This window comes from Pseudomonas sp. 3-2 (assembly GCF_019710535.1).
GTDB lineage: Bacteria > Pseudomonadota > Gammaproteobacteria > Pseudomonadales > Pseudomonadaceae > Aquipseudomonas > Aquipseudomonas pharyngis.
In genome coordinates this window covers 4,734,184-4,756,278 of sequence record NZ_CP081200.1, presented here as the reverse complement: position 1 = coordinate 4,756,278, position 22,095 = coordinate 4,734,184, and the positions used below count along the sequence as shown (strand labels likewise).

Genomic DNA, 22,095 nt, shown 5'->3' with positions numbered 1-22,095 from the left:
TGCAGACATTCCCGTCGGCACAAGAGAGCCTGATTAGCCTGAGCCGATCTGCGCGAACCACTACCGTCCCTGCGGTGGCAGATGGCTCGACCCCATAACCTCCAAGAATATGCGGGCGTGCCCATGATTACCCTGAAACTCAATGGTCAAGATCATCCACTCGATGTCACCGAGGACATGCCGCTGTTGTGGGCGATCCGCGACGTCGCCGGTTACAACGGCACCAAGTTCGGCTGCGGCATGGGGCTGTGCGGTGCATGCACCATTCATATCGACGGCGCGCCGGCGCGCAGTTGCATCACCCCGATCGGTTCGGTGGTCGGGCAGAACGTGACCACCATCGACAACCTGCATGCCGACCCGGTCGGTCAGATCGTCCAGCAAGCCTGGCTCGACACCGCTGTGGCCCAATGCGGTTACTGCCAGGGCGGGCAGATCATGTCCGCCACCGCGTTGCTCAAGACCAACCCGAACCCGAGCGACGAGCAGATCGAAGAAGCGATGGTCGGCAACATCTGCCGCTGCGGCACCTACAACCGGATCAAGACCGCGATCCGCCAGGCATCCACTCACCTGAAGGAGGCCAAGGCATGAGCCGTCTACCGAACGATTTCGCCCTGAGCAACCTGAGTCGCCGGGGCTTCCTCAAGGGCGTCGGCGCCACGGGTGCGCTGGTGCTGGCGGCGAGCTGGGGCTGGCAGGATGCGCTGGCCGAAGACAAGCCCAAGCAGTTCGGCGCCGATGGCATGCCCAACGGCTGGATCGACGATCCGAAGGTCTACGTCAGCATTGCCGCCGACGGCACGGTAACCGTGGTCTGCAACCGTTCGGAGATGGGCCAGGGTGTGCGTACCAGCCTGACCATGGTGGTCGCCGATGAACTGGAAGCCGACTGGGCGCACGTCAAGGTTCAGCAGGCGCCGGGTGATGAGGTGCGCTTCGGCAACCAGGACACCGACGGCTCGCGCAGCATGCGTCACTGGTACGAACCAATGCGCCGTTGCGGCGCCGCCGCCCGTACCATGCTGGAACAAGCGGCCGCCGCCCAGTGGAAGGTGCCAGTCGGCGAATGCCGCGCGCAACTGCATAAAGTCATTCACACGCCGTCCGGACGCGAGCTGGGTTACGGTGAACTGGCCGCTGCGGCCAGTGCGCTGACGGTGCCGGCCCGTGACAGCCTGCGGCTCAAGCAACCGTCGGAATTCCGCTACATCGGCAAGGAAGGCACCAAAGCCATCGACGGTGCCGACATCGTCAATGGCCGCGCGGTGTACGGGGCCGACGTGCATTTCGACGGCATGTTGTTCGCGGTCATCGCGCGTCCTGCGGTTTACGGCGGCAAGGTCAAGTCGGTGGACGACAGCGCCGCGCTGAAGGTGCCGGGCGTGCTGAAAGTCATCCAGATCGAACCCCGGCCATTGCCTTCGGAATTTCAGCCGTTGGGTGGCGTGGCTGTGGTGGCCAGCAATACCTGGGCGGCATTGAAGGGCCGTGAAGCGCTGAAAATCGAGTGGGATGACGGCCCGAACGCCACTTATGACTCGGTCGCCTATCGCAAGGAGATCGAAGCCGCTTCGCTGAAACCGGGCAAAGTGGTACGCAATACCGGCGACATCGACAAAGCCATCGCCGGTGCCGCCAGCACGCTGGAAGCCTCTTATTACTTGCCGCATCTGGCACAGGCGCCGATGGAACCGATGGTGGCCATTGCCCGTTACAAGGATGGCACTTGCGAAGCCTGGGCACCGAGCCAGGCGCCGCAGGTCACCCGTGAGCGGATCGCCGAACGCCTGGGGCTGCCATTCGATAACGTCACCTTCAACGTCACGCTGTTGGGCGGTGGTTTCGGCCGCAAGTCCAAACCGGACTTCGTCGTTGAAGCGGCCGTACTCGCCAAGGAGTTTCCTGGCAAAGCCTTGCGCGTGCAGTGGACCCGGGAAGACGACATCCACAATTCGTATTTCCACACGGTGTCCGCCGAATACCTCAAGGCCGGCGTGGGCAAGGACGGTTTGCCGTCCGCCTGGCTGCACCGCACGGTAGCGCCGAGCATTACCGCGCTGTTTGCGCCGGGCATGAATCACGAAGCTGCGTTCGAGCTGGGCATGGGTTTCACCAACATGGCCTACGCGATTCCCAACGTGCGCCTGGAAAACCCTGAAGCCACGGTTCATACGCGGGTCGGCTGGTATCGCTCGGTGTCGAACATTCCCCATGGCTTCGCAATTCAGAGCTTCGTCGACGAACTGGCGCACAAGGCCAAGGAAGATCCGCTCAAGTACCAGATCAAGTTGCTCGGCCCGGATCGGCAGATTGATCCGCGCACGCTCAGTGAAGAATGGAACTACGGCGAATCCCCCGAGCGTTATCCGATCGACACCGGGCGCATGCGCACCGTGCTCGAGACTGCGGCCAAGGCGGCGGGTTGGGGTCGTCAACTGCCCAAGGGTCGTGGTCTCGGATTGGCGGTGCATTACAGCTTCGTCACCTACGTGGCGGCGGTGATCGAAGTCGAGGTCAAGGACGACGGCACGCTGATCGTGCACAAGGCCGATATCGCCGTGGATTGCGGCCCGCAGATCAACCCCGAGCGGATCCGTTCGCAGTTCGAAGGCGCCTGCGTGATGGGCCTGGGCAACGCCGTGTGGGGCGAAATCAGCTTCAAGGACGGCAAGGTGCAGCAGGACAACTTCCATATGTATGAAGTGGCGCGCATGTCGCTGGCGCCGAAGGAAGTCGCGGTGCATCTGGTGACGCCGCCGGGCGAGGTGCCGCTGGGCGGTGTCGGCGAACCGGGTGTGCCACCGATTGCGCCGGCGCTGTGCAACGCGATCTTCGCCGCCACCGGTCAGCGCATCCGTAACCTGCCGGTGCGTTACCAGTTGCAGGGCTGGCAGAAGGCGCAAGCGTGATGGACAGCGCCGATCTGAATGTCCTGCGCAGTGTGCTCGAATGGCGTCGCGCCGGGCAGCGAGTGATGTTGTTCAGTGTCGTGCAGACCTGGGGCACCGCGCCCCGGGCGCCCGGCGCAATGCTGGCGTTGCGCGAAGATGGCGTGGTGATCGGTTCGGTGTCCGGCGGTTGCGTCGAGGATGATCTGATCGCCCGGCTGCACGACGGGCGGATTCCCGCCAACGGGCCGCCGGTGCAGTTGATCACCTACGGCGTGACGCAGGAAGAAGCGGCGCGCTTCGGCCTGCCTTGCGGCGGCACCCTGCGCCTCACCGAGGAGCGGGTCGGCGATCCGGCGTGGGTCGCCGAGTTGCTGGAACGTTGCGAGGCTCACGAAATCGTCGCTCGTGAGCTGAACATCGGCACTGGCGAGGTGGTGTTGCGACCGGCCGGCAAGGCTGACACCTTGAGCTTCGACGGCCAGACCCTGCGTGCCATTTACGGTCCGCGCTGGCGCCTGCTGTTGATCGGCGCCGGGCAGTTGTCACGGTATGTGGCCGAGATGGCGCGGCTGCTGGATTTCGAAGTGCTGATCTGTGATCCGCGCACCGAGTTCGTCTATGGCTGGGAAGAGCAGCATGGACGTTTTGTCCCCGGCATGCCGGACGAAGCAGTGCTGAATATCCAGACCGATGAACGCACGGCGATTGTCGCGCTGACTCACGACCCACGGCTGGATGACATGGCGCTGCTCACGGCGCTCGACTCCAAGGCGTTCTACGTCGGCGCACTCGGTTCACGGGTCAACAGCCGCAAGCGTCGGGAAAATCTGGCTGAGCTAGGCTTGTCGGAAGCGGCCATCGCCCGTTTGCACGGGCCGATCGGTTTGCACATCGGCAGCCATTCACCGGCGGAAATCGCCCTGTCGCTGTTGGCGGAAATCGTCGCGATCAAGAATGGTGTCGAGCTCAAACAGAAGAAGACACTGGAGAGCGTATGAGCCGATCCATCGGAGTGATTGTGCTGGCGGCGGGCGAGGGCAGCCGCTTTCGCGAAGTGGCGGGTGCCGACAAGGACAAGTTGCTGGCCGATTGCACCGGGCGCGATGGCGCGGTGCGTTCGGTGATCGAGCAGGTGTTGGTCAACCTGCCGGCGAGTCTCGACCAGCGGGTGCTGGTGACGACCGAGGCGCGCCCGCAGGCGATGCGCATGGCGCAGGCTTATGGGTGTGACATTGTCTCGATCGAGTCCACGGGAATGGGCGACAGCATCGCGGCGGGTGTGGCGGCTTGCCCGGAGGCCGATGGCTGGCTGATTGTGCTGGGCGACATGCCGTTCATCCTGCCGTCGAGCATTGAGCGGGTCGTGGCGGCGATTGCCGAGGATGCGGTCAGCGTACCGACGTTGAACGGTGACTATGGGCATCCGGTCGGGTTTGGCCGCTCGTTCGCCGCAGGGCTGATGGCTTTGTCCGGTGACCGGGGCGCCAGACCGCTGTTTGCCCAAGGTCGGGTGATTGAAGTCGCGGTGGATGACCCGGGGGTGTTGTGGGATATCGATGTGCCGGATGCGCTGGTGTTCCCGCCCTCCTGATAAAACCTTGAGATATAAAAAAGCCCCGCCTGGATCACCAGGCGGGGCTTTTTAGTGGCTTTTGGAATCAGACGAGGGGTTTAGGCTCGTGTTCTTTTTCCTGGGCCTCTTCGTGTTGCTCGACCGCTTCCTGAACGGAGCGTGGTGCTTCGGCAATCACGGATTCAACGGCCACTTCCTCGGCGACCGGGGCAGGAGCCGCCTCGACCACTTCGGCAGCTGGAGCAGCAGCGGCGGCAGCGGCAGCGGCAGCCAGCTCGGCTTCCTTCTGCAGACGCTCTTCTTCACGCTTGCGACGACGCACTTCACGCGGGTCGTTCGGCGCGCGGCCGCTTGGGGTCAGGGCGCTGACCGGAGCTGCTTCAACCACTGGCGCTGGTGCTTCGGCTACAACTGGCGCTTCAACCACAGGGGCTTCAACGACCGGTGCCGGTTCAGCAACAACTACTGGCTCGGCAGCCTTGGCTTCTTCAACAACAGGCGCTTCAACCACTGGCGCTGGTGTTTCAGTGGCAGCCGGCTCGGCGACCCAGTTGAACGCGGTCTGTTCTTCGCGAACTTCACGCACGGTTTCGGTCACGGTTTCAGCGACGGTTTCGACAACCGACTGTTCAGCGACGGCTGGCGCTTCAAAGGACACAGCTGGTTCGGCAGCGACTTCAACCTGAGGCTGAGCTTCGCGAGCCGGAGCTACTTCGACTTCCGGAGCAGCAGGCGCTACGACCGGAGTGGTGGCTTCAACAACCGGCGCTTCTACTGGAGCAGTTTCCAGTGTTGCAGCGGTAGCGCGTTCAGCTTGCTCGTGGGCCTGAGCTTCAGCCGGAGCGCTGATCACGGTGCTGGCAACAGCAGCGGTAACAGCCAGACCAGCAGCCAGATCGGCAGTGCTTGGCGCCTGGGCGTTTTCGCCGGACTCGGACTCTTCCGAACCTTCGATCACGTTGCCATTGGCATCACGCTGACGCTCGCGACGGTTGCTGCGACGACGCTGACCACGGGAGCGGCGGCGTGGACGATCGCCTTCGGCGTTCTCCGAACCGTCTTCCGGCAGTTGCTCTTCGTTGGTGGTGATCTCTTCTTCAGCGACGGCAGCAGCGGCCTGTTCGGCACGCGGTTGACGCTCTTCACGCGGAGGACGTGGCGCACGTTCTTCACGTGGCTGACGGGCCGGACGCTCTTCAGCGGTGGCGGCGGCAGCAACGGCCGGAGCGGCATCCAGAGGCTCGCGCAGTTCACGTACGCGTTCTTCACGCTCGCCACGTGGCTTGCGATCTTCACGCGGAGCACGTGGTGCACGTTCTTCACGAGGCGCGCGTGGTGCGCGTTCTTCGCGGGCTACCGGTGCTTCGTCACGGGATTCGCGTGGCTCGCGGACTTCACGTGGTTCGCGCGGTTGACGCTCTTCACGCGGCTCACGTGGGGCGCGCTCTTCACGCGGTGCACGCTCTTCGCGCGGCTTGCGCTCTTCATCGCGGCGACCATTACGGTTGCGGCTCTGCTGACGACCGTTGCGACGCTCTTCGTTGCGGGCCGGACGCTCGGTGGCTGGTTTTTCAACCACGACCGGAGCAACAGGCTCTTCCTTGGTGGCGAACAGGCTGACCAGCGACTTCACCAGGCCTTTGAACAGGCTTGGCTCTGGCGCGGCAACCGGAGCAGGTGCCGGGGCCGGAGCGGCGACTTCGGTCGGAACCGGAGCGTTGGCGCGGGCCGGAGCCGTCTTGACCGCGGCTTCCTGGCGAACCAGGGTGCGGGTCGCGGCGGCTGGCTGGACGTCTTCGACATCGGCGGCAGCGGCAGCGATTTCGTAGCTGGACTGGTTGGTCGCGGCTTCCGGGCTGTCGTCACGCAGGCGCTGAACTTCGAAATGAGGGGTTTCGAGGTGATCGTTCGGCAGGATGACGATGCGGGCGCGGGTGCGCAGTTCGATCTTGGTGATCGAGTTGCGTTTTTCGTTGAGCAGGAATGCGGCCACCGGGATCGGCACTTGAGCGCGAACTTCGGCGGTGCGGTCTTTCAGGGCTTCTTCTTCGATCAGGCGCAGGATCGCCAGGGAAAGCGATTCGACGTCACGGATGATGCCGGTGCCGCTGCAGCGCGGGCAGACGATGCCGCTGCTTTCGCCCAGCGAAGGACGCAGGCGCTGACGGGACATTTCCAGCAGGCCGAAGCGCGAGATGCGGCCGATCTGCACGCGGGCGCGGTCGGCTTCCAGGCATTCGCGGACTTTCTCTTCCACGGCGCGCTGGTTCTTGGCAGGGGTCATGTCGATGAAGTCGATGACGATCAGGCCGCCGATGTCGCGCAGGCGCAACTGACGGGCGATTTCTTCGGCGGCTTCAAGGTTGGTCTGCAGGGCGGTTTCTTCGATGTCGCTGCCTTTGGTGGCGCGCGCCGAGTTGATGTCGATGGACACCAGGGCTTCGGTCGGATCGATGACGATGGAGCCGCCGGACGGCAGTTCGACGACGCGCTGGAAAGCGGTCTCGATCTGGCTTTCGATCTGGAAACGGTTGAACAGCGGAACGCTGTCTTCGTACAGCTTGATCTTGCTGGCGTACTGCGGCATCACCTGGCGGATGAAGGTCAGGGCTTCGTCCTGGGCTTCAACGCTGTCGATCAGCACTTCGCCGATGTCCTGGCGCAGGTAATCGCGGATCGCGCGGATGATCACGTTGCTTTCCTGGTAGATCAGGAATGGCGCGGAACGATCCAGCGAGGCTTCTTTGATGGCGGTCCAGAGTTGCAGCAGGTAATCGAGGTCCCACTGCATTTCTTCGCTGCTGCGGCCCAGGCCGGCAGTGCGCACGATCAGACCCATGTCGGCTGGAGCGACCAGACCGTTCAGCGCTTCACGCAGTTCGTTGCGCTCTTCGCCTTCGATGCGACGGGAGATGCCGCCGGCACGCGGGTTGTTCGGCATCAGAACGAGGTAACGACCGGCCAGGCTGATGAAGGTGGTCAGGGCTGCGCCCTTGTTGCCACGTTCTTCTTTTTCGACCTGAACGATGACTTCCTGGCCTTCGCTCAGGACGTCCTTGATGTTGACGCGGCCTTCAGGGGCTTTCTTGAAGTATTCGCGGGAGATTTCTTTGAGGGGCAGGAAGCCGTGGCGCTCGGAGCCGAAATCGACAAAGGCAGCCTCAAGGCTTGGTTCGATGCGAGTGATGCGGCCTTTATAGATGTTGGCCTTCTTCTGCTCGCGTGCACCGGATTCGATGTCCAGGTCGTAGAGGCGCTGGCCATCTACCAGTGCAACACGCAACTCTTCGGGTTGAGTTGCGTTAATCAGCATTCTTTTCATGTAGTACCGTCGGTTTCCGGGCTGCCGGAAACGGCGTTCGGCACACACGACTTCTCACGGTCGGTGTCAGGTGCGTCGGGAGTGGTTGGCCATTCCCGTGTCCAGCGATGTCCGGCCAATTGGGCCGTTATCGCGACGTACGCGTCCTGCTTGCTGTGGCTACTTAAGCACTCAGTCAGGAGGAGGAATCAACCGGTGGCTGTGGACGAGATGAAGCGTCTTGATAAAACCTGTTGCTACACAGTCCAGCGGTTGTGCATCTCCACCCTACACGTATCCCTGATAATTCGGGTGCTGCCGCGCGCAGAATCCGCAGCGGGTTGGCATTTACCGTGAGCTCCGAAAGGGGAGGTCACGCATCATGGCTAATTCAGGCGGTGTTTCCGGAGTCTTCGCTCGGGGTCATCCGCGGCTGACTGCACTTTGTGAACTGGCCGTGAATATGGCTCGCGTGGCGAGTGAAAACTCTGCTTTGCGGCGTGATTCAGGCCTCATGTCACCTGCGCTTGTTACAGCTGCAAACTCCACCGTTACGTAGCAAAAGCCCCGTAGGACGGCCTCGCGTCCTGGTGAATTGCGTTGGTCAGGGCCGGTTTTTGACCGTGGTTCCGCTGTCCAGGCCGCTTTTGGCGGCGTTCGCGACTATAGCAGCAATGATTAAGTGCTTCAATTCCATAAAAAATTGTTATTATCCGCGCCATGACGACTACTGCCCCTACGACTCCAGGCGTTCAACTGCTTGAGGTCTCGCCGGAATATGCCGGCCAACGAATCGACAATTTCCTCCTCGCCCGGCTCAAAGGCGTGCCCAAGACCTTGATTTACCGCATTTTGCGCAAAGGCGAAGTGCGCGTGAACAAGGGTCGGATCAAGCCCGAATACAAGCTGCAGGCCGGCGACATTGTGCGCGTGCCGCCGGTGCGCGTGCCTGAGCGTGACGAGCCGGTCCCTTTGGCTCAAGGCCTGTTGCAGCGCCTGGAAGCCTCGATTGTCTACGAAGACAAAGCCCTGATCGTGATCAACAAGCCCGCCGGCATTGCGGTTCACGGTGGCAGCGGCCTGAATTACGGCGTTATCGAAGCCTTTCGTCAGTTGCGCCCCGATGCCAAGGAGCTCGAGCTGGTTCACCGTCTCGATCGCGACACCTCCGGCCTGCTGATGATCGCCAAGAAACGCAGCATGTTGCGTCACTTGCATGCCGCGTTGCGCGGTGACGGTGTCGACAAGCGCTACATGGCACTGGTTCGCGGCAACTGGGCGACCTCGATCAAGCAGGTCCGTGCGGCGCTCGGCAAGAGCAATCTGCGCTCCGGTGAGCGCATGGTCGAGGTCGACGAGGAGGAGGGCAAGGAGTCTGTGACCGTGTTCAAGGTCCTGCGTCGCTTCGGCGATTTTGCCACTTTGATCGAGGCCAAACCGATCACCGGGCGCACGCACCAGATCCGCGTCCACACGTTGCACGCCGGACACTGCATTGCCGGTGACACCAAATACGGCGATGACGGTTTCAGTAAGGAAATCCGTGATCTGGGCGGCAAGCGCCTGTTCCTGCACGCCTACATGCTGACCGTGCCGCTGCCCGATGGCGGTGAACTCAAGTTGCAGGCACCGGTCGATGAAATGTGGGCCAAAACTGTGGAGCGATTGAGTGCGCCCATCTGATTACAAGCTGCTGATTTTCGATTGGGACGGCACCCTGGCCGATTCCATTCATCGGATTGTCGAGGCGATGCACTCGGCGTCCGGGCGTTCAGGTTTCGAGTTGCGTGATGATTTTGCCGTCAAAGGCATCATCGGTCTGGGCTTACCCGAGGCGATCCGCACGCTGTATCCGGAAATCAGCGATACCGAAATGACCTTGTTTCGCGAGTATTACGCCGATCACTACATCGCTGCAGAAGCCGTGCCTTCGCCGTTGTTCGAAGGCGTAGTCGAGTCGATGGCGTCCTTTCGCGAGCAGGGCTATCACCTGGCTGTCGCGACCGGCAAGAATCGTCGCGGGCTGGATCGGGTGCTCAAGGCCAATGGCTGGGAAGATTATTTCGATATCACCCGCGCAGCCGATGAAACTGCAAGCAAGCCGCACCCTCTGATGCTGGAGCAGATCCTTGCGCATTGCGGTGTGCGTGCCGAGCAAGCGCTGATGGTCGGTGATTCGTCCTTCGATCTGCTGATGGCGAGCAATGCGGGGATGGATTCGGTGGCGGTCAGTTATGGCGCGCAATCGATCGAATCACTGCAGCAGTTTGAGCCGCGACTGTCGATCGACCATTTTTCCGAATTGCACGCCTGGCTGGGGCAGCAGGCTTAATACGTTTTTGCTGGGGTGGATGGCATGACCGACGAATGGAAAGCACCGGCCAAGGCAACTGCCGACGACGGTGATGCGAAAAGCTGGAAGCTGCTGGAAAAGACTCTGCTGGCCGGCGTGCAGGAGCAGCGTCGTTCGCGGCGCTGGGGCATCTTCTTCAAGTTGCTGACCTTTGTTTATCTGTTTGTTGCGCTGATCCTGTTCACGCCGTTGATGGACATGGAAAAAAGCGCCACCCGCAGCGGCAACTACACCGCGCTGATCGACGTCACCGGCATGATTGCCGACAAGGAGCCGGCCAGCGCCGACAATATCGTCGGCAGCCTGCGCGCGGCGTTCGAGGACAAGAAGGTCAAGGGCGTAATCCTGCGCATCAACAGTCCGGGCGGCAGTCCGGTGCAGTCGGGTTATGTGTATGACGAGATCAAGCGCCTGCGCGGCCTGCATCCCGACACCAAGCTGTACGCGGTGATTTCCGATCTGGGAGCTTCCGGTGCCTATTACATTGCCAGTGCGGCGGATCAGATTTATGCCGACAAGGCCAGTCTGGTCGGTTCCATTGGTGTGACGGCGGCCGGTTACGGGTTTGTCGGGACCATGGAGAAGCTCGGTGTCGAGCGTCGCACTTACACCTCCGGCGAGCACAAGGCGTTCCTCGATCCGTTCCAGCCGCAGAAGCCGGAAGAAACGGCGTTCTGGCAGAGTGTGCTGGATACCACGCACAAGCAGTTCATCAACAGCGTCAAGCAGGGGCGTGGCGATCGCCTGAAGGACAAGGAGCATCCGGAGCTGTTCTCCGGGCTGGTCTGGTCTGGCGAGCAGGCGCTGCCATTGGGCCTGATCGATGGGCTGGGCAATGCCAGTTCGGTGGCGCGTGAGGTGATTGGCGAAAAGGAACTGGTGGACTTCACCGTTCAGGAATCGCCGTTCGACCGCTTCTCGAAGAAGCTCGGTGCCAGCGTTGCCGAGAAGCTGGCAATGTGGATGGGTTTCAACGGCCCGTCGTTGCGTTGATCGAATGCTGCAAGAAAGGCCGGCCTGAGGGCCGGTTTTTTGTGGGTCAGGGAATCTGTACGCCTTCGACCAGCAGCATGTCGATCAGGCGAATCAGCGGCAGGCCGATCAGGCTGGTGGCGTCCGGGCCTTCGGTGGACTGAAACAGGCTCACACCCAGTCCTTCGGCCTTGAAGCTGCCGGCGCAGTCGTAGGGCTGCTCGGCGCGCAGATAGCGCTCGACGCGGGCCTGGTCCAGTACGCGCATGTGCACGGTGAAAGGCACGCAGTCGACCTGGCAGTGGCCGGTCTGGCTGTTGAGCAGGGCCAGGCCGGTGAGGAAGGTCACGCTGGCGCCGCTGGCGGCCATCAGTTGTTCGCGGGCGTTTTCGAAGGTGTGCGGCTTGCCGATGATGCGCTCGCCGAGTACCGCAACCTGATCGGAGCCGATGATCAGGTGGGCAGGGTGGCTGTCGGCCAAGGCTCGGGCCTTTTGTTCGGCGAGGCGCTTGACCAGCTCGATTGCCGACTCGTCCGGGCGATGGCTTTCATCGATATTCGGTGAGCTGCAGACGAACGGCAGGCGCAGGCGGCTGAGCAATTCTCGACGATAGGTCGAGCTTGAAGCGAGTAATAAAGGCAGCATTCGCATCTCCAGAGGCAGGCGACAGATTCTAGCGGAGCCGCGCAAGTGACGGACAGGGCACAATTTCCTTTGACATGGGTGGGTGCATCCCTATAATGCTGCGCCTATGTTGAATGACCCGATTCCACCTCACGTTGACCCGCGCAAATTGGCTGACCGTGGCACCACCCTTCAAGGTGAACTGCTGCTGGCCGATTTGAAGAGACTCTGCGACCCGCTTTCCGACGATGTCGGTACGGTGCAGGCAAAATTCGTTTTTGAACGAGATGAACGTAAATCTGTGGTGATCCACAGCTTTATCGACACCGAAGTCAAAATGGTTTGCCAGCGTTGTCTTGAGCTGGTCACCCTGCCGATCCACAGCGAATGCAGTTACGCTGTTGTGAAGGAGGGTGCGAATACCCAGTCGTTACCGAAAGGTTATGACGTGCTGGAACTGGGCGAAGATCCATTGGATCTGCAGTCACTGATCGAGGAGGAGCTTCTGCTCGCCTTGCCCATTGTGCCTGCTCATCATCCGGAAGAATGCCAGCAGCCGGCGGGAGCAGATGAGCCCGAACCGAGCGAGGACGAGGTAACGCGGTCCAACCCGTTCAGTGTATTGGCGCAGTTAAAGCGTGACCCAAACGTTTAGGAGTTAATCAATTATGGCTGTTCAGCAGAACAAAAAATCCCGCTCTGCCCGTGACATGCGCCGTTCGCACGACGCTCTCGAGGCTAGCACCCTGTCTGTAGAAAAAACCACTGGTGAAGTTCACCTGCGTCACCACGTATCGCCAGAAGGCGTATACCGTGGCCGTAAAGTGATCGACAAGGGCGCTGACGAGTAATCACTTGTCCGCTCAAGTCATCGCGATTGACGCAATGGGCGGGGACTTCGGTCCCCGCAGCATTGTTCAGGCCAGCCTTGCTTGCCTTTCTGCTACACCCTCGCTGCACCTGACCCTCGTCGGTCAACCTTCCCTTCTTGAAGAACTGATCACCGGCCAATCGGCTGCCGATCGCGCGCGCCTGACGATTGTCCCGGCGTCCGAAGTCATCACCATGGACGAAAAACCTGCCCAGGCCCTGCGTGGCAAGCCGGACTCGTCGATGCGTGTCGCCCTCGAGTTGCTGCGTGATGGCAAGGTCCAGGCCTGTGTCAGTGCCGGCAATACCGGGGCACTGATGGCCCTGTCGCGATTCGTGCTCAAGACCCTGCCGGGGATTGATCGTCCGGCCATGGTTGCCGCCATCCCCACCCAAAAAGGCTACTGCCAGTTGCTTGATCTCGGCGCCAACGTCGATTGCAGTGCCGAGCACTTGTTGCAGTTCGCCGTGATGGGGTCCGTGGCCGCGCAAACCCTTGGCATTGCCCGTCCGCGTGTTGCGCTGCTGAATATCGGCACCGAAGACATCAAGGGCAATCAGCAGGTCAAACTGGCTGCGACGTTGCTGCAGGCTGCACGGGGCATTAACTACATCGGTTTCATCGAAGGTGACGGCTTGTATCGCGGCGAGGCGGATGTGGTGGTTTGCGACGGTTTTGTCGGCAATATACTGCTCAAGTCCAGCGAAGGCCTGGCGACGATGATCGCTGCGCGTATCGAGGCCTTGTTCAAGAAAAACTTCGCTTCCCGTGCTGTCGGCGCTCTGGCGCTGCCATTGATGAAGCGTCTGCAGGCTGATCTGGCGCCGGCGCGACATAACGGCGCAAGCTTCCTCGGCTTGCAGGGGATTGTCGTGAAAAGTCACGGTTCGGCCGGGGTTCAGGGGTTTCAGAGTGCGATTCAGCGAGCGCTGATCGAGATTCAGGAGAATCTTCCCGAGCGCCTGCACGGCCGACTGGAGGATTTGTTGTCTTAGGCGTTTTCGTCGGACAATGCTTAAATGTGACCGCCCGGTTCAAAGGGCCATCCAACTGTCAGTTTCTTGCGTCCCTCTAGCGGGATGCCATTTTTCCGACGACAAGATCATTAGGGGCTTGTTACATGTCTGCTTCCCTCGCATTCGTCTTTCCAGGACAGGGTTCGCAGTCCCTCGGCATGCTGGCCGAGCTGGGCGCGCAACATCCACTGATCCTCGAAACTTTCAAAGAAGCATCCGATGCTCTGGGCTATGACCTGTGGGCACTGACCCAGCAGGGCCCGGAAGAGCTGCTCAATCAAACCGACAAAACCCAACCGGCCATTCTGACCGCTTCGATCGCCCTGTGGCGTCTGTGGCTGGCGGAAGGTGGCGCGCGTCCGGCCTTCGTTGCTGGTCACAGCCTGGGTGAATACAGCGCGCTGGTCGCTGCCGGCAGCCTGAGCCTGGCCGACGCGGTAAAGCTCGTCGAGCGCCGTGGCCAGTTGATGCAGGAAGCCGTACCGGCCGGGCAGGGCGGCATGGCTGCCATCCTCGGTCTGGAAGATGCTGACGTTCTCGCTGCCTGTGCCGAAGCAGCACAAGGCGAAGTGGTCAGCGCGGTGAACTTCAACTCCCCGGGCCAGGTAGTGATCGCCGGTGCCAAGGCTGCCGTTGAGCGTGCCATCGAAGGCTGCAAGGCCCGTGGCGCCAAGCGTGCCATGCCGCTGCCGGTCAGCGTGCCGTCGCACTGTGAACTGATGCGCCCGGCTGCCGAGCGCTTCGCCGAGTCCATCGCTGCCATCGACTGGCAGGCACCGCAGATCCCTGTGGTGCAGAACGTCAGCGCCCAGGTGCCGGCGGATCTGGAAACCCTCAAGCGTGATCTGCTGGAGCAACTCTACAAGCCGGTTCGCTGGGTTGAATCGGTCCAGACCCTGGCCGCCAAAGGCGCGACCAACCTGGTCGAATGTGGCCCTGGCAAAGTGCTGGCCGGTCTGAACAAACGTTGCGCCGAAGGCGTTTCGACTTCCAACCTCAATACCCCAGACGCTTTCGCTGCTGCTCGCGCAGCGGCTGTCTGAATCAGGAGAAGCTTGCATGAGTCTGCAAGGTAAAGTTGCACTGGTCACCGGCGCAAGCCGTGGCATCGGCCAGGCTATCGCACTGGAACTGGGTCGTCAGGGCGCCATCGTTGTCGGCACCGCGACTTCCGCTTCGGGCGCCGAGCGTATTGCTGCGACCCTGAAGGAAAACGGCATTCAGGGCGCAGGTTTCGAACTGAACGTCACCAGCGATGAATCGGTTACCAAGGTACTGGCGAGCATCCAGGAGCAATTCGGTGCTCCGGTGGCGATTCTGGTCAACAATGCCGGCATCACCCGCGATAACCTGATGATGCGCATGAAAGACGACGAGTGGTACGACGTGATCGATACCAACCTGAACAGTCTGTATCGCCTGTCCAAGGGCGTTTTGCGCGGCATGACCAAGGCGCGTTGGGGCCGAATTATCAGTATTGGCTCGGTGGTGGGTGCCATGGGCAACGCTGGCCAAGTAAACTATGCAGCCGCCAAGGCCGGGCTGGAAGGTTTCAGCCGTGCCATGGCGCGTGAAGTCGGTTCGCGTTCGATTACGGTCAACTCGGTAACCCCAGGGTTCATCGACACCGATATGACGCGCGAGCTGCCTGAAGCACAGCGTGAAGCCTTGCAGACGCAGATTCCGCTGGGCCGTCTGGGACAAGCTCAAGAGATCGCGTCCGTGGTCGCTTTTCTTGCATCCGACGGTGCGGCATACGTGACCGGGGCTACAATCCCGGTTAACGGCGGGATGTACATGTAATTCAAATGTGACGGATTGCTTCAAAAAAATGTCATACGAGCTGTCTAAAATCCGTTATAAAGCTGCAATCTATTTATAGGCAGAGGGCCGCAGGGTTTGAGGAGTGAAGCTTTCAGTTGAAAAGCTGAAAAGTCTTTCTATACACTTACCCACTGGCCAGCTGCCTGAATTTGTCCATTAGGAGTGAAAACAAGGTATGAGCACCATCGAAGAGCGCGTCAAGAAAATCGTTGCCGAGCAACTGGGTGTTAAAGAAGAAGAAGTGGTCAACACCGCTTCCTTCGTAGAAGACCTGGGTGCCGACTCCCTTGACACCGTTGAGCTGGTGATGGCTCTGGAAGAGGAATTCGAGACCGAAATCCCTGACGAAGAAGCTGAGAAGATCACTACTGTACAAGCTGCAATCGACTACGTTACTAGCCACCAGGCGTAATAGTTTGTAATCGTTGCTTGCTGTCATGGAAAAACCGCACTGCCATCATGGCGTGCGGTTTTTTCTTTAGGCCTGATGCAAAGTCGTCATTTGAAAAAGGAGAGTGCTGTGTCGCGTAGACGCGTCGTAGTCACCGGTATGGGTATGTTGTCGCCACTGGGCACGGATGTGCCGAGCAGTTGGCAGGGCATTCTGGCTGGCCGCAGTGGCATTGGTCTGATCGAACACACCGACCTTTCTGCCTATTCCACCCGCTTTGGCGGCTCGGTAAAGGGCTTCAATGTCGAGGAATACCTGTCGGTCAAGGAAGCGCGCAAGCTCGACCTGTTCATTCAGTACGGTCTGGCGGCCGGCTTTCAAGCCGTACGCAATGCCGGTCTGGAAGTCACCGATGCCAACCGTGAACGCATTGGCGTGGCCATGGGTTCGGGTATCGGCGGTCTGACCAACATCGAAGAAACCAGCCGCACCCTGCACGAGACCGGCCCGCGCCGGATTTCTCCGTTCTTTGTGCCTGGCTCGATCATCAATATGATTTCCGGTTTCCTGTCCATCCACCTGGGTGCACAGGGGCCTAACTACGCCATCGCCACGGCGTGTACCACCGGTACGCACTGCATCGGCATGGCGGCGCGCAACATCATGTACGACGAAGCCGACGTGATGATTGCCGGCGGTGCCGAGATGGCCGCGTGCGGTCTGGGCATGGGCGGCTTTGGTGCTTCCCGTGCGCTGTCGACCCGCAACGACGAGCCGACCCGCGCCAGCCGTCCGTGGGACAAGGGCCGTGACGGCTTCGTGCTGTCCGACGGCGCCGGTGCCCTGGTGCTCGAAGAGCTCGAACACGCCAAGGCCCGTGGCGCGACCATCTATGCCGAGCTGATTGGTTTCGGCACCAGTGGCGACGCCTTCCACATGACTTCGCCACCCGCCGACGGCGCCGGTGCGGCACGTTGCATCACCAACGCGCTGCGCGATGCGAAGATTAACGTCGATCAAGTGCAATACATCAACGCCCACGGCACTTCGACCCCGGCCGGCGACCTCGCTGAAGCCAACGCGATCAAGTCGGTGTTCGGTGATCACGCCTACAAGCTGGCGGTCAGCTCCACCAAGTCCATGACCGGTCACCTGCTCGGTGCGGCGGGCGCGGTCGAGGCGATCTTCAGCGTGCTGGCGATCAACAGCCAGGTGGCGCCACCGACCATCAACCTCGAAGAGCCGGACGAAGGCTGCGACCTCGATTTCGTGCCGCACACCGCGCGCAACATGGACATCGATGTCGTGCTGTCCAACTCGTTCGGATTTGGCGGTACCAACGGCACGTTGGCGTTCCGTCGGTTCGCCGGCTGATGGACTGCTGGGTCGACGGTCTGCCGGCTGACGCTCTGTCGCTGAAAGATCGCGGCCTGGCTTACGGCGACGGTCTGTTCGAGACCATCGCCGTGCGTGGCGGCCAGCCGTTGCTGCTGGATCGGCATCTGACGCGTCTGGCCGACGGCTGTGCGCGTCTGGCCATCGCAGCCGACATCGAGCGGGTTCGCCATGAGCTGCAATCCTATGCCGCCGCGATGGGCGAGGGCGTGCTCAAGCTCATCCTCACCCGTGGCGACGGATTGCGCGGTTATGCGCCGGATCCTTCGGCGCAGGGCCGACGCATTCTGCAAGGCAATCCTCCCGCCGCTTATCCAGCGGCCCACGCCGAACAGGGCGTTCGCCTGTTTCCTTGCAGCACGCGTTTGTCCAGACAGCCGTTGCTCGCCGGGCTCAAACACCTCAATCGACTGGAGCAGGTCATTGCCCGCGCCGAATGGCGGGACAGTGAGCACGCCGAAGGTTTGATGCTCGATCAGGCAGGTCGCGTGATCGAGGGAGTCTTCAGCAACCTGTTCCTGGTGCGTGACGGTGTGCTGATCACGGCGGACCTGAAACGTTGCGGCGTGGCCGGCGTGATGCGCGCAGAAATATTGTTTCAGGCCGAGTCCCTGGGCATTCCCGTGCAAATCACCGACATCCCCCTCGAACAGCTGCAATGGGCTGATGAAGTCTTTGTCTGCAACAGCGTGTATGGCGTCTGGCCGGTACGCGCCTGTGCTGCTCTGAGCTGGCCGGTTGGCCCGCTCACCCGTAAACTGCAAACCATTGCCCGCGCGCTACTGGATGCCTGATTCGTGAGACGTAAACTTTTGCTGCTGCTGGAAACCGGACTGGTTCTGGCAGGGCTGCTGTTGGGCGCCAGCGCCTGGAAGATTCATTCGGCACTGGAACAGCCCCTGAACATCACGCAGGAAGAACTGCTGGATGTGCCCAAGGGATCCACCCCGACCCGTACTTTTCTTGGACTCGAAGCCGATGGCGTCATCAAGGACGCGTTCTGGCTGCGGGTCTATTGGCGTTTCAACCTCGCCGGCACGCCGATTCACAGCGGTGAATACCGCATGCAGCCGGGCATGACCGTCAACGGCCTGATCGACCTGTGGAAGCGTGGCGATGTGGTTCAGTACAGCCTGACTCTGGTCGAAGGCTGGAATTTCCATCAAGTGCGCGCCGCGCTGGCCAAGGATGAAAAGATCGAACAGACCCTCAATGGTCTGAGTGACAGCGAGGTCATGGCCAAAATCGGTCACAAGGGTCTGTTCCCTGAAGGCCGCTTCTTCCCCGACACCTACCGCTTCGTGCGCGGTGTGACTGATACCGAACTGCTGAAAAAGGCCTTCGACCGCCTCGACGAAGTGCTGGCCAAGGAGTGGGAAAAGCGCTCCGCCGACGTGCCTTACACCGAGCCCTATCAAGCGCTGATCATGGCGTCGCTGGTGGAAAAGGAAACGGGCGTGCCTCAGGAACGTGGCCAGATTGCCGGAGTCTTTGTGCGTCGCATGGCGCTGGGCATGCAGCTGCAGACCGACCCGACGGTGATCTACGGCCTGGGCGACCGCTACAACGGCAAACTGACTCGCGCCCACCTCAAGGAAGCCACGCCGTACAACACGTACATGATTCCCGGCCTGCCGCCGACGCCGATTGCCATGGTCGGACGTGAAGCCATTCACGCGGCTCTCAACCCGGTGGATGGCACCAGCCTCTACTTCGTTGCCCGTGGCGATGGCAGCCACGTGTTCTCCGATGACCTGGACGCGCACAACAACGCGGTGCGCGAGTATCAGCTCAAGCGGCGCGCGGATTACCGCTCCAGCCCGGCGCCGACGACAGCGCCCGAGGCCGCTCCGGCAGCCGAGGAGGCGATACCTGCCGCCTCACCCGATACTGCACCGGAATCGTTGCCGCAGCCGCCTGCTCAAGCGCCTGCACCGACGCCGGAACCAGAAGCGTCCGCTCCCCAAAACACGCAATGACTTTGATTAAGGACTGCCTGTGACTGGCTTGTTTATTACCCTGGAAGGCCCGGAAGGCGCCGGCAAAAGCACCAACCGCGAATACCTCGCCGAGCGCCTGCGCGCCGCCGGTATCGAAGTGGTGCTGACCCGCGAGCCCGGCGGTACGCCGCTGGCCGAGCGCATTCGTGAGGTGTTGCTGGCCCCGGTCGACGAAGTGATGAACCCGGACACCGAGCTGCTGCTGGTGTTCGCCGCCCGTGCCCAGCATCTGGCTGAAGTCATTCGCCCGGCACTGGCCCGTGGTGCGGTGGTGCTGTGTGATCGTTTCACCGATTCGACTTACGCCTATCAGGGTGGCGGCCGCGGCTTGTCGCTGGAGCGCATCGCGGCGCTGGAGACTTTCGTGCAGGGCGATCTGCGTCCCGACCTGACGCTGATATTCGATCTGCCGGTGGAAATCGGCCTGGCCCGGGCCAGCGCCCGAGGTCGTCTGGATCGTTTCGAGCTGGAAGGCCGTGAGTTTTTTGAAGCCGTACGCAGTGCGTTCCTCAAGCGCGCGGAAGCCGATCCGGCGCGTTACGTGCGGATCGATGCCGGTCAGCCGTTGGCCAAGGTTCAACAATCGCTGGATACCCTGATTCCGAACTTGCTGGAGCTGAGCCGTGGCTGAGGCCTATCCGTGGCAGGACAGCCTCTGGCAGCAACTGGCCGGGCGCACTCAGCACGCTCACGCGTATCTGCTGCACGGGCCGGCCGGGATCGGCAAGCGTGCGCTGGCCGAGCGGCTGATGGCCAGCCTGTTGTGCCAGCGTCCGACGCCTGAAGCCTGCGGCGAGTGCAAATCCTGCCTGCTGCTCAAGGCCGGCAGCCACCCGGACAATTACATCCTCGAACCGGAGGAAGCGGACAAGGCGATCAAGGTCGACCAGGTGCGCGATCTGGTCAGTTTCGTGGTGCAAACCGCGCAACTGGGCGGGCGCAAGGTGGTGCTGATCGAGCCGGTGGAGTCGATGAACATCAACGCCGCCAACGCCTTGCTCAAGAGCCTTGAGGAGCCGTCCGGCGATACCGTGCTGTTACTGGTCAGCCACCAGCCGAGCCGGTTGTTGCCGACCATCAAGAGCCGCTGCGTGCAGCAGGCCTGCCCGCTGCCGAGCGAATCCATGAGCCTGCAATGGCTGGCTCAGGCACTGCCGGAATGTTCCGAAGACGAACGGGTCGAACTGTTGACCCTGGCCGCCGGCTCGCCGTTGGCCGCCGTCACTTTGCAGGGGCAGGGCGTACGTGAACAGCGCGCGCAGGTGGTGGAAGGCGTGAAGAAGCTGCTCAAGCAGCAGCAATCGCCGACGCAATTGGCCGAGGAGTGGAAAAACATTCCGATGCTGCGGCTGTTCGATTGGTTCTGCGACTGGTCGAGCCTGATCCTGCGCTATCAATTGACCCAGGACGAAGCGGGCCTCGGCCTGACCGACATGCGCAAGGTCGTGCAGTATCTGGCGCAGAAAAGTGCCCAGGCTAAAGTGCTGGATATTCAGGACTGGATTCTCGCCCAGCGCCAGAAAGTCCTGAGCAAGGCCAACCTCAACGCGGCGTTGCTGCTGGAAGCGTTGCTGGTGCAATGGGCGAGCTTGCCTGGCCAAAGATAAGAATGTGTACCTAGACTCTGAACATCAGCAGTGGAGGTCAACATGAATGAACCCGTCAGTCCGGGGCCGCGCAACGGCATCTTGTCCCTGACCATCAAGGACAAGTCGGTCCTCTACGCCGCCTACATGCCGTTCATCAAGAACGGCGGCCTGTTCATCCCGACCAACAAGAACTACAAGTTGGGCGACGAGGTGTTCATGCTGCTGAACCTGATGGACGAGGCGGAGAAGATTCCGGTGGCCGGCAAAGTCGCCTGGATCACCCCCAAAGGCGCGCAGGGCAACCGCGCGGCCGGCGTCGGTGTGCAATTCAACGATGGCGACAACACCGCCCGCAGTCGCATCGAAACTCATCTGGCCGGAGCCCTGAAATCCGACCGTCCCACTCATACGATGTAAGTTGCAGTCCTTTTTATGCTCGTAGATTCCCATTGTCACCTTGATCGCCTCGACCTCGCCGCTCACGACGGTTCCCTGGATGCCGCACTGGATGCGGCCCGCGAACGCGGCGTCGGGCATTTCCTGTGCATCGGCGTCAGCGCCGACAACGCGGCCGACGTTAAAGCCCTCGCCGAGCGTTACGACGATGTCGATTGTTCGGTCGGCGTGCATCCGCTGGATGTGCAGCCGGGCGCGGCGCCGGCGCTGGGCTGGCTGTTGCACGAGCTCAATCACCCGAAAGTGGTGGCGATCGGCGAAACCGGTCTGGACTACCACTACGAGCCGGAAGCCGCCGAGCTTCAGCAGGAGTCGTTCCGTCTGCACCTGCAAGCCGCGCAGCAGACCGGCAAGCCGGTGATCATCCACACCCGCGGCGCCCGCGCCGACACGCTCGAGTTGTTGCGCGAAGCCGCGTTGCCCCAGGCCGGTGTGCTGCATTGTTTCACCGAAGACTGGGACATGGCCAAGGCAGCGCTGGACATGGGTTATTACATTTCCCTGTCGGGCATCGTCACCTTCCGTAATGCCGATGCGCTGCGCGATGTAGCGAGCAAGGTTCCGGCCGATCGCCTGCTGGTGGAAACCGATTCACCGTACCTGGCGCCGATCCCGTATCGCGGCAAGCCGAACCTGCCGCAATACGTGCGGGAAGTGGCAGAGTTTCTGGCGATGCTGCGCGGCGAGAACTATGAGCGTTTTGCCGAGCAGACCACCGAGAACTTCAAGCGACTGTTTCCGCTGGCGAATGTAAAAGCCTGAATCGCAGGCAAAAAAAACCCGGGTTCTGGGGGGTGAATCCGGGTTAAGACCATTAGGAGTAAAACAAAGGCAC

At 61.4% G+C, this 22,095-nt stretch carries 22 protein-coding genes; 20 read left to right on the top strand and 2 right to left on the bottom strand.

Annotated features, from left to right (window positions below):
* Positions 1 to 123 precede the first annotated feature (123 nt).
* The 4 genes from K3819_RS21470 to K3819_RS21455 are packed head-to-tail and all read left to right on the top strand — an operon-like array spanning position 124 to position 4,485.
* On the top strand, positions 124 to 594 hold the full coding sequence (locus K3819_RS21470; RefSeq protein WP_039770687.1) for a (2Fe-2S)-binding protein: 471 nt from the start codon (positions 124 to 126) through the stop codon (positions 592 to 594).
* Complete coding sequence (locus K3819_RS21465) at positions 591 to 2,912, top strand: xanthine dehydrogenase family protein molybdopterin-binding subunit (protein ID WP_085612118.1); 2,322 nt, start codon at positions 591 to 593, stop codon at positions 2,910 to 2,912. Before K3819_RS21470 ends, K3819_RS21465 begins: the two co-directional genes overlap by 4 nt.
* Complete coding sequence (locus K3819_RS21460) at positions 2,912 to 3,892, top strand: XdhC family protein (RefSeq protein ID WP_085612119.1); 981 nt, start codon at positions 2,912 to 2,914, stop codon at positions 3,890 to 3,892. The genes K3819_RS21465 and K3819_RS21460 overlap by 1 nt, the downstream gene beginning before the upstream one ends.
* Complete coding sequence (locus K3819_RS21455; protein ID WP_221397903.1) at positions 3,889 to 4,485, top strand: nucleotidyltransferase family protein; 597 nt, start codon at positions 3,889 to 3,891, stop codon at positions 4,483 to 4,485. The genes K3819_RS21460 and K3819_RS21455 overlap by 4 nt, the downstream gene beginning before the upstream one ends.
* A gap of 67 nt (positions 4,486 to 4,552) precedes the next feature.
* On the opposite strand, the gene rne is transcribed toward K3819_RS21455, so the two are convergent.
* Positions 4,553 to 7,789, bottom strand: a complete 3,237-nt coding sequence (gene rne, locus K3819_RS21450; protein ID WP_221397902.1) for a ribonuclease E — start codon at positions 7,787 to 7,789, stop codon at positions 4,553 to 4,555.
* Between the two features lie 699 nt (positions 7,790 to 8,488).
* Here rne and rluC point away from each other — a divergent pair.
* From rluC to sppA, 3 genes are read left to right on the top strand one after another with little or no spacing between them, the layout of a single operon-like run.
* The gene (gene rluC, locus K3819_RS21445) at positions 8,489 to 9,451 is read left to right on the top strand and encodes a 23S rRNA pseudouridine(955/2504/2580) synthase RluC (RefSeq protein ID WP_039770677.1); all 963 of its coding nucleotides are present in this window, start codon (positions 8,489 to 8,491) and stop codon (positions 9,449 to 9,451) included.
* Positions 9,438 to 10,100 (top strand): HAD-IA family hydrolase, encoded by a 663-nt coding sequence (locus tag K3819_RS21440; protein ID WP_085612122.1) that lies wholly within the window; start codon positions 9,438 to 9,440, stop codon positions 10,098 to 10,100. Before rluC ends, K3819_RS21440 begins: the two co-directional genes overlap by 14 nt.
* Positions 10,101 to 10,124: 24 nt before the next feature.
* On the top strand, positions 10,125 to 11,114 hold the full coding sequence (gene sppA, locus K3819_RS21435) for a signal peptide peptidase SppA (RefSeq protein ID WP_085612123.1): 990 nt from the start codon (positions 10,125 to 10,127) through the stop codon (positions 11,112 to 11,114).
* Between the two features lie 46 nt (positions 11,115 to 11,160).
* On the opposite strand, the gene K3819_RS21430 is transcribed toward sppA, so the two are convergent.
* On the bottom strand, positions 11,161 to 11,739 hold the full coding sequence (locus K3819_RS21430) for a nucleoside triphosphate pyrophosphatase (protein ID WP_064598552.1): 579 nt from the start codon (positions 11,737 to 11,739) through the stop codon (positions 11,161 to 11,163).
* Between the two features lie 106 nt (positions 11,740 to 11,845).
* Here K3819_RS21430 and K3819_RS21425 point away from each other — a divergent pair, with 106 nt between their 5' ends.
* The 13 genes from K3819_RS21425 to K3819_RS21365 all read left to right on the top strand — a co-directional run bounded on the left by K3819_RS21425 (position 11,846) and on the right by K3819_RS21365 (position 22,022).
* Positions 11,846 to 12,373 (top strand): YceD family protein, encoded by a 528-nt coding sequence (locus K3819_RS21425; RefSeq protein WP_003204262.1) that lies wholly within the window; start codon positions 11,846 to 11,848, stop codon positions 12,371 to 12,373.
* Positions 12,374 to 12,386: 13 nt separating this feature from the next.
* Entirely contained in the window at positions 12,387 to 12,569 is a 183-nt protein-coding gene (gene rpmF / locus K3819_RS21420; RefSeq protein ID WP_003179396.1) for a 50S ribosomal protein L32, read from the top strand.
* 4 nt (positions 12,570 to 12,573) lie between these two features.
* The gene (gene plsX, locus K3819_RS21415) at positions 12,574 to 13,584 is read left to right on the top strand and encodes a phosphate acyltransferase PlsX (protein ID WP_085612125.1); all 1,011 of its coding nucleotides are present in this window, start codon (positions 12,574 to 12,576) and stop codon (positions 13,582 to 13,584) included.
* Between the two features lie 125 nt (positions 13,585 to 13,709).
* Positions 13,710 to 14,648, top strand: a complete 939-nt coding sequence (gene fabD, locus K3819_RS21410) for an ACP S-malonyltransferase (protein ID WP_007950787.1) — start codon at positions 13,710 to 13,712, stop codon at positions 14,646 to 14,648.
* Between the two features lie 16 nt (positions 14,649 to 14,664).
* Positions 14,665 to 15,408, top strand: coding sequence for a 3-oxoacyl-ACP reductase FabG (gene fabG, locus K3819_RS21405; RefSeq protein ID WP_007950790.1), 744 nt, complete (start codon positions 14,665 to 14,667; stop codon positions 15,406 to 15,408).
* Between the two features lie 196 nt (positions 15,409 to 15,604).
* Complete coding sequence (gene acpP / locus K3819_RS21400) at positions 15,605 to 15,841, top strand: acyl carrier protein (protein WP_003175607.1); 237 nt, start codon at positions 15,605 to 15,607, stop codon at positions 15,839 to 15,841.
* A 108-nt stretch (positions 15,842 to 15,949) separates the two neighbouring features.
* Entirely contained in the window at positions 15,950 to 17,194 is a 1,245-nt protein-coding gene (gene fabF / locus K3819_RS21395) for a beta-ketoacyl-ACP synthase II (RefSeq protein WP_041475396.1), read from the top strand.
* Complete coding sequence (gene pabC, locus K3819_RS21390) at positions 17,194 to 18,009, top strand: aminodeoxychorismate lyase (RefSeq protein ID WP_085612126.1); 816 nt, start codon at positions 17,194 to 17,196, stop codon at positions 18,007 to 18,009. The genes fabF and pabC overlap by 1 nt, the downstream gene beginning before the upstream one ends.
* Before the next feature lie 3 nt (positions 18,010 to 18,012).
* The gene (mltG, locus tag K3819_RS21385) at positions 18,013 to 19,194 is read left to right on the top strand and encodes an endolytic transglycosylase MltG (protein ID WP_085612127.1); all 1,182 of its coding nucleotides are present in this window, start codon (positions 18,013 to 18,015) and stop codon (positions 19,192 to 19,194) included.
* A gap of 19 nt (positions 19,195 to 19,213) precedes the next feature.
* Complete coding sequence (gene tmk / locus K3819_RS21380; RefSeq protein WP_007950797.1) at positions 19,214 to 19,846, top strand: dTMP kinase; 633 nt, start codon at positions 19,214 to 19,216, stop codon at positions 19,844 to 19,846.
* Positions 19,839 to 20,822 (top strand): DNA polymerase III subunit delta', encoded by a 984-nt coding sequence (locus K3819_RS21375; protein ID WP_085612128.1) that lies wholly within the window; start codon positions 19,839 to 19,841, stop codon positions 20,820 to 20,822. Before tmk ends, K3819_RS21375 begins: the two co-directional genes overlap by 8 nt.
* 42 nt (positions 20,823 to 20,864) lie before the next feature.
* The gene (locus K3819_RS21370) at positions 20,865 to 21,221 is read left to right on the top strand and encodes a PilZ domain-containing protein (RefSeq protein WP_039770657.1); all 357 of its coding nucleotides are present in this window, start codon (positions 20,865 to 20,867) and stop codon (positions 21,219 to 21,221) included.
* A 15-nt stretch (positions 21,222 to 21,236) separates the two neighbouring features.
* A complete protein-coding gene (locus tag K3819_RS21365; protein ID WP_085612129.1) occupies positions 21,237 to 22,022 on the top strand; it encodes a TatD family hydrolase in 786 nt (261 codons plus the stop codon).
* Positions 22,023 to 22,095: the final 73 nt, after the last annotated feature.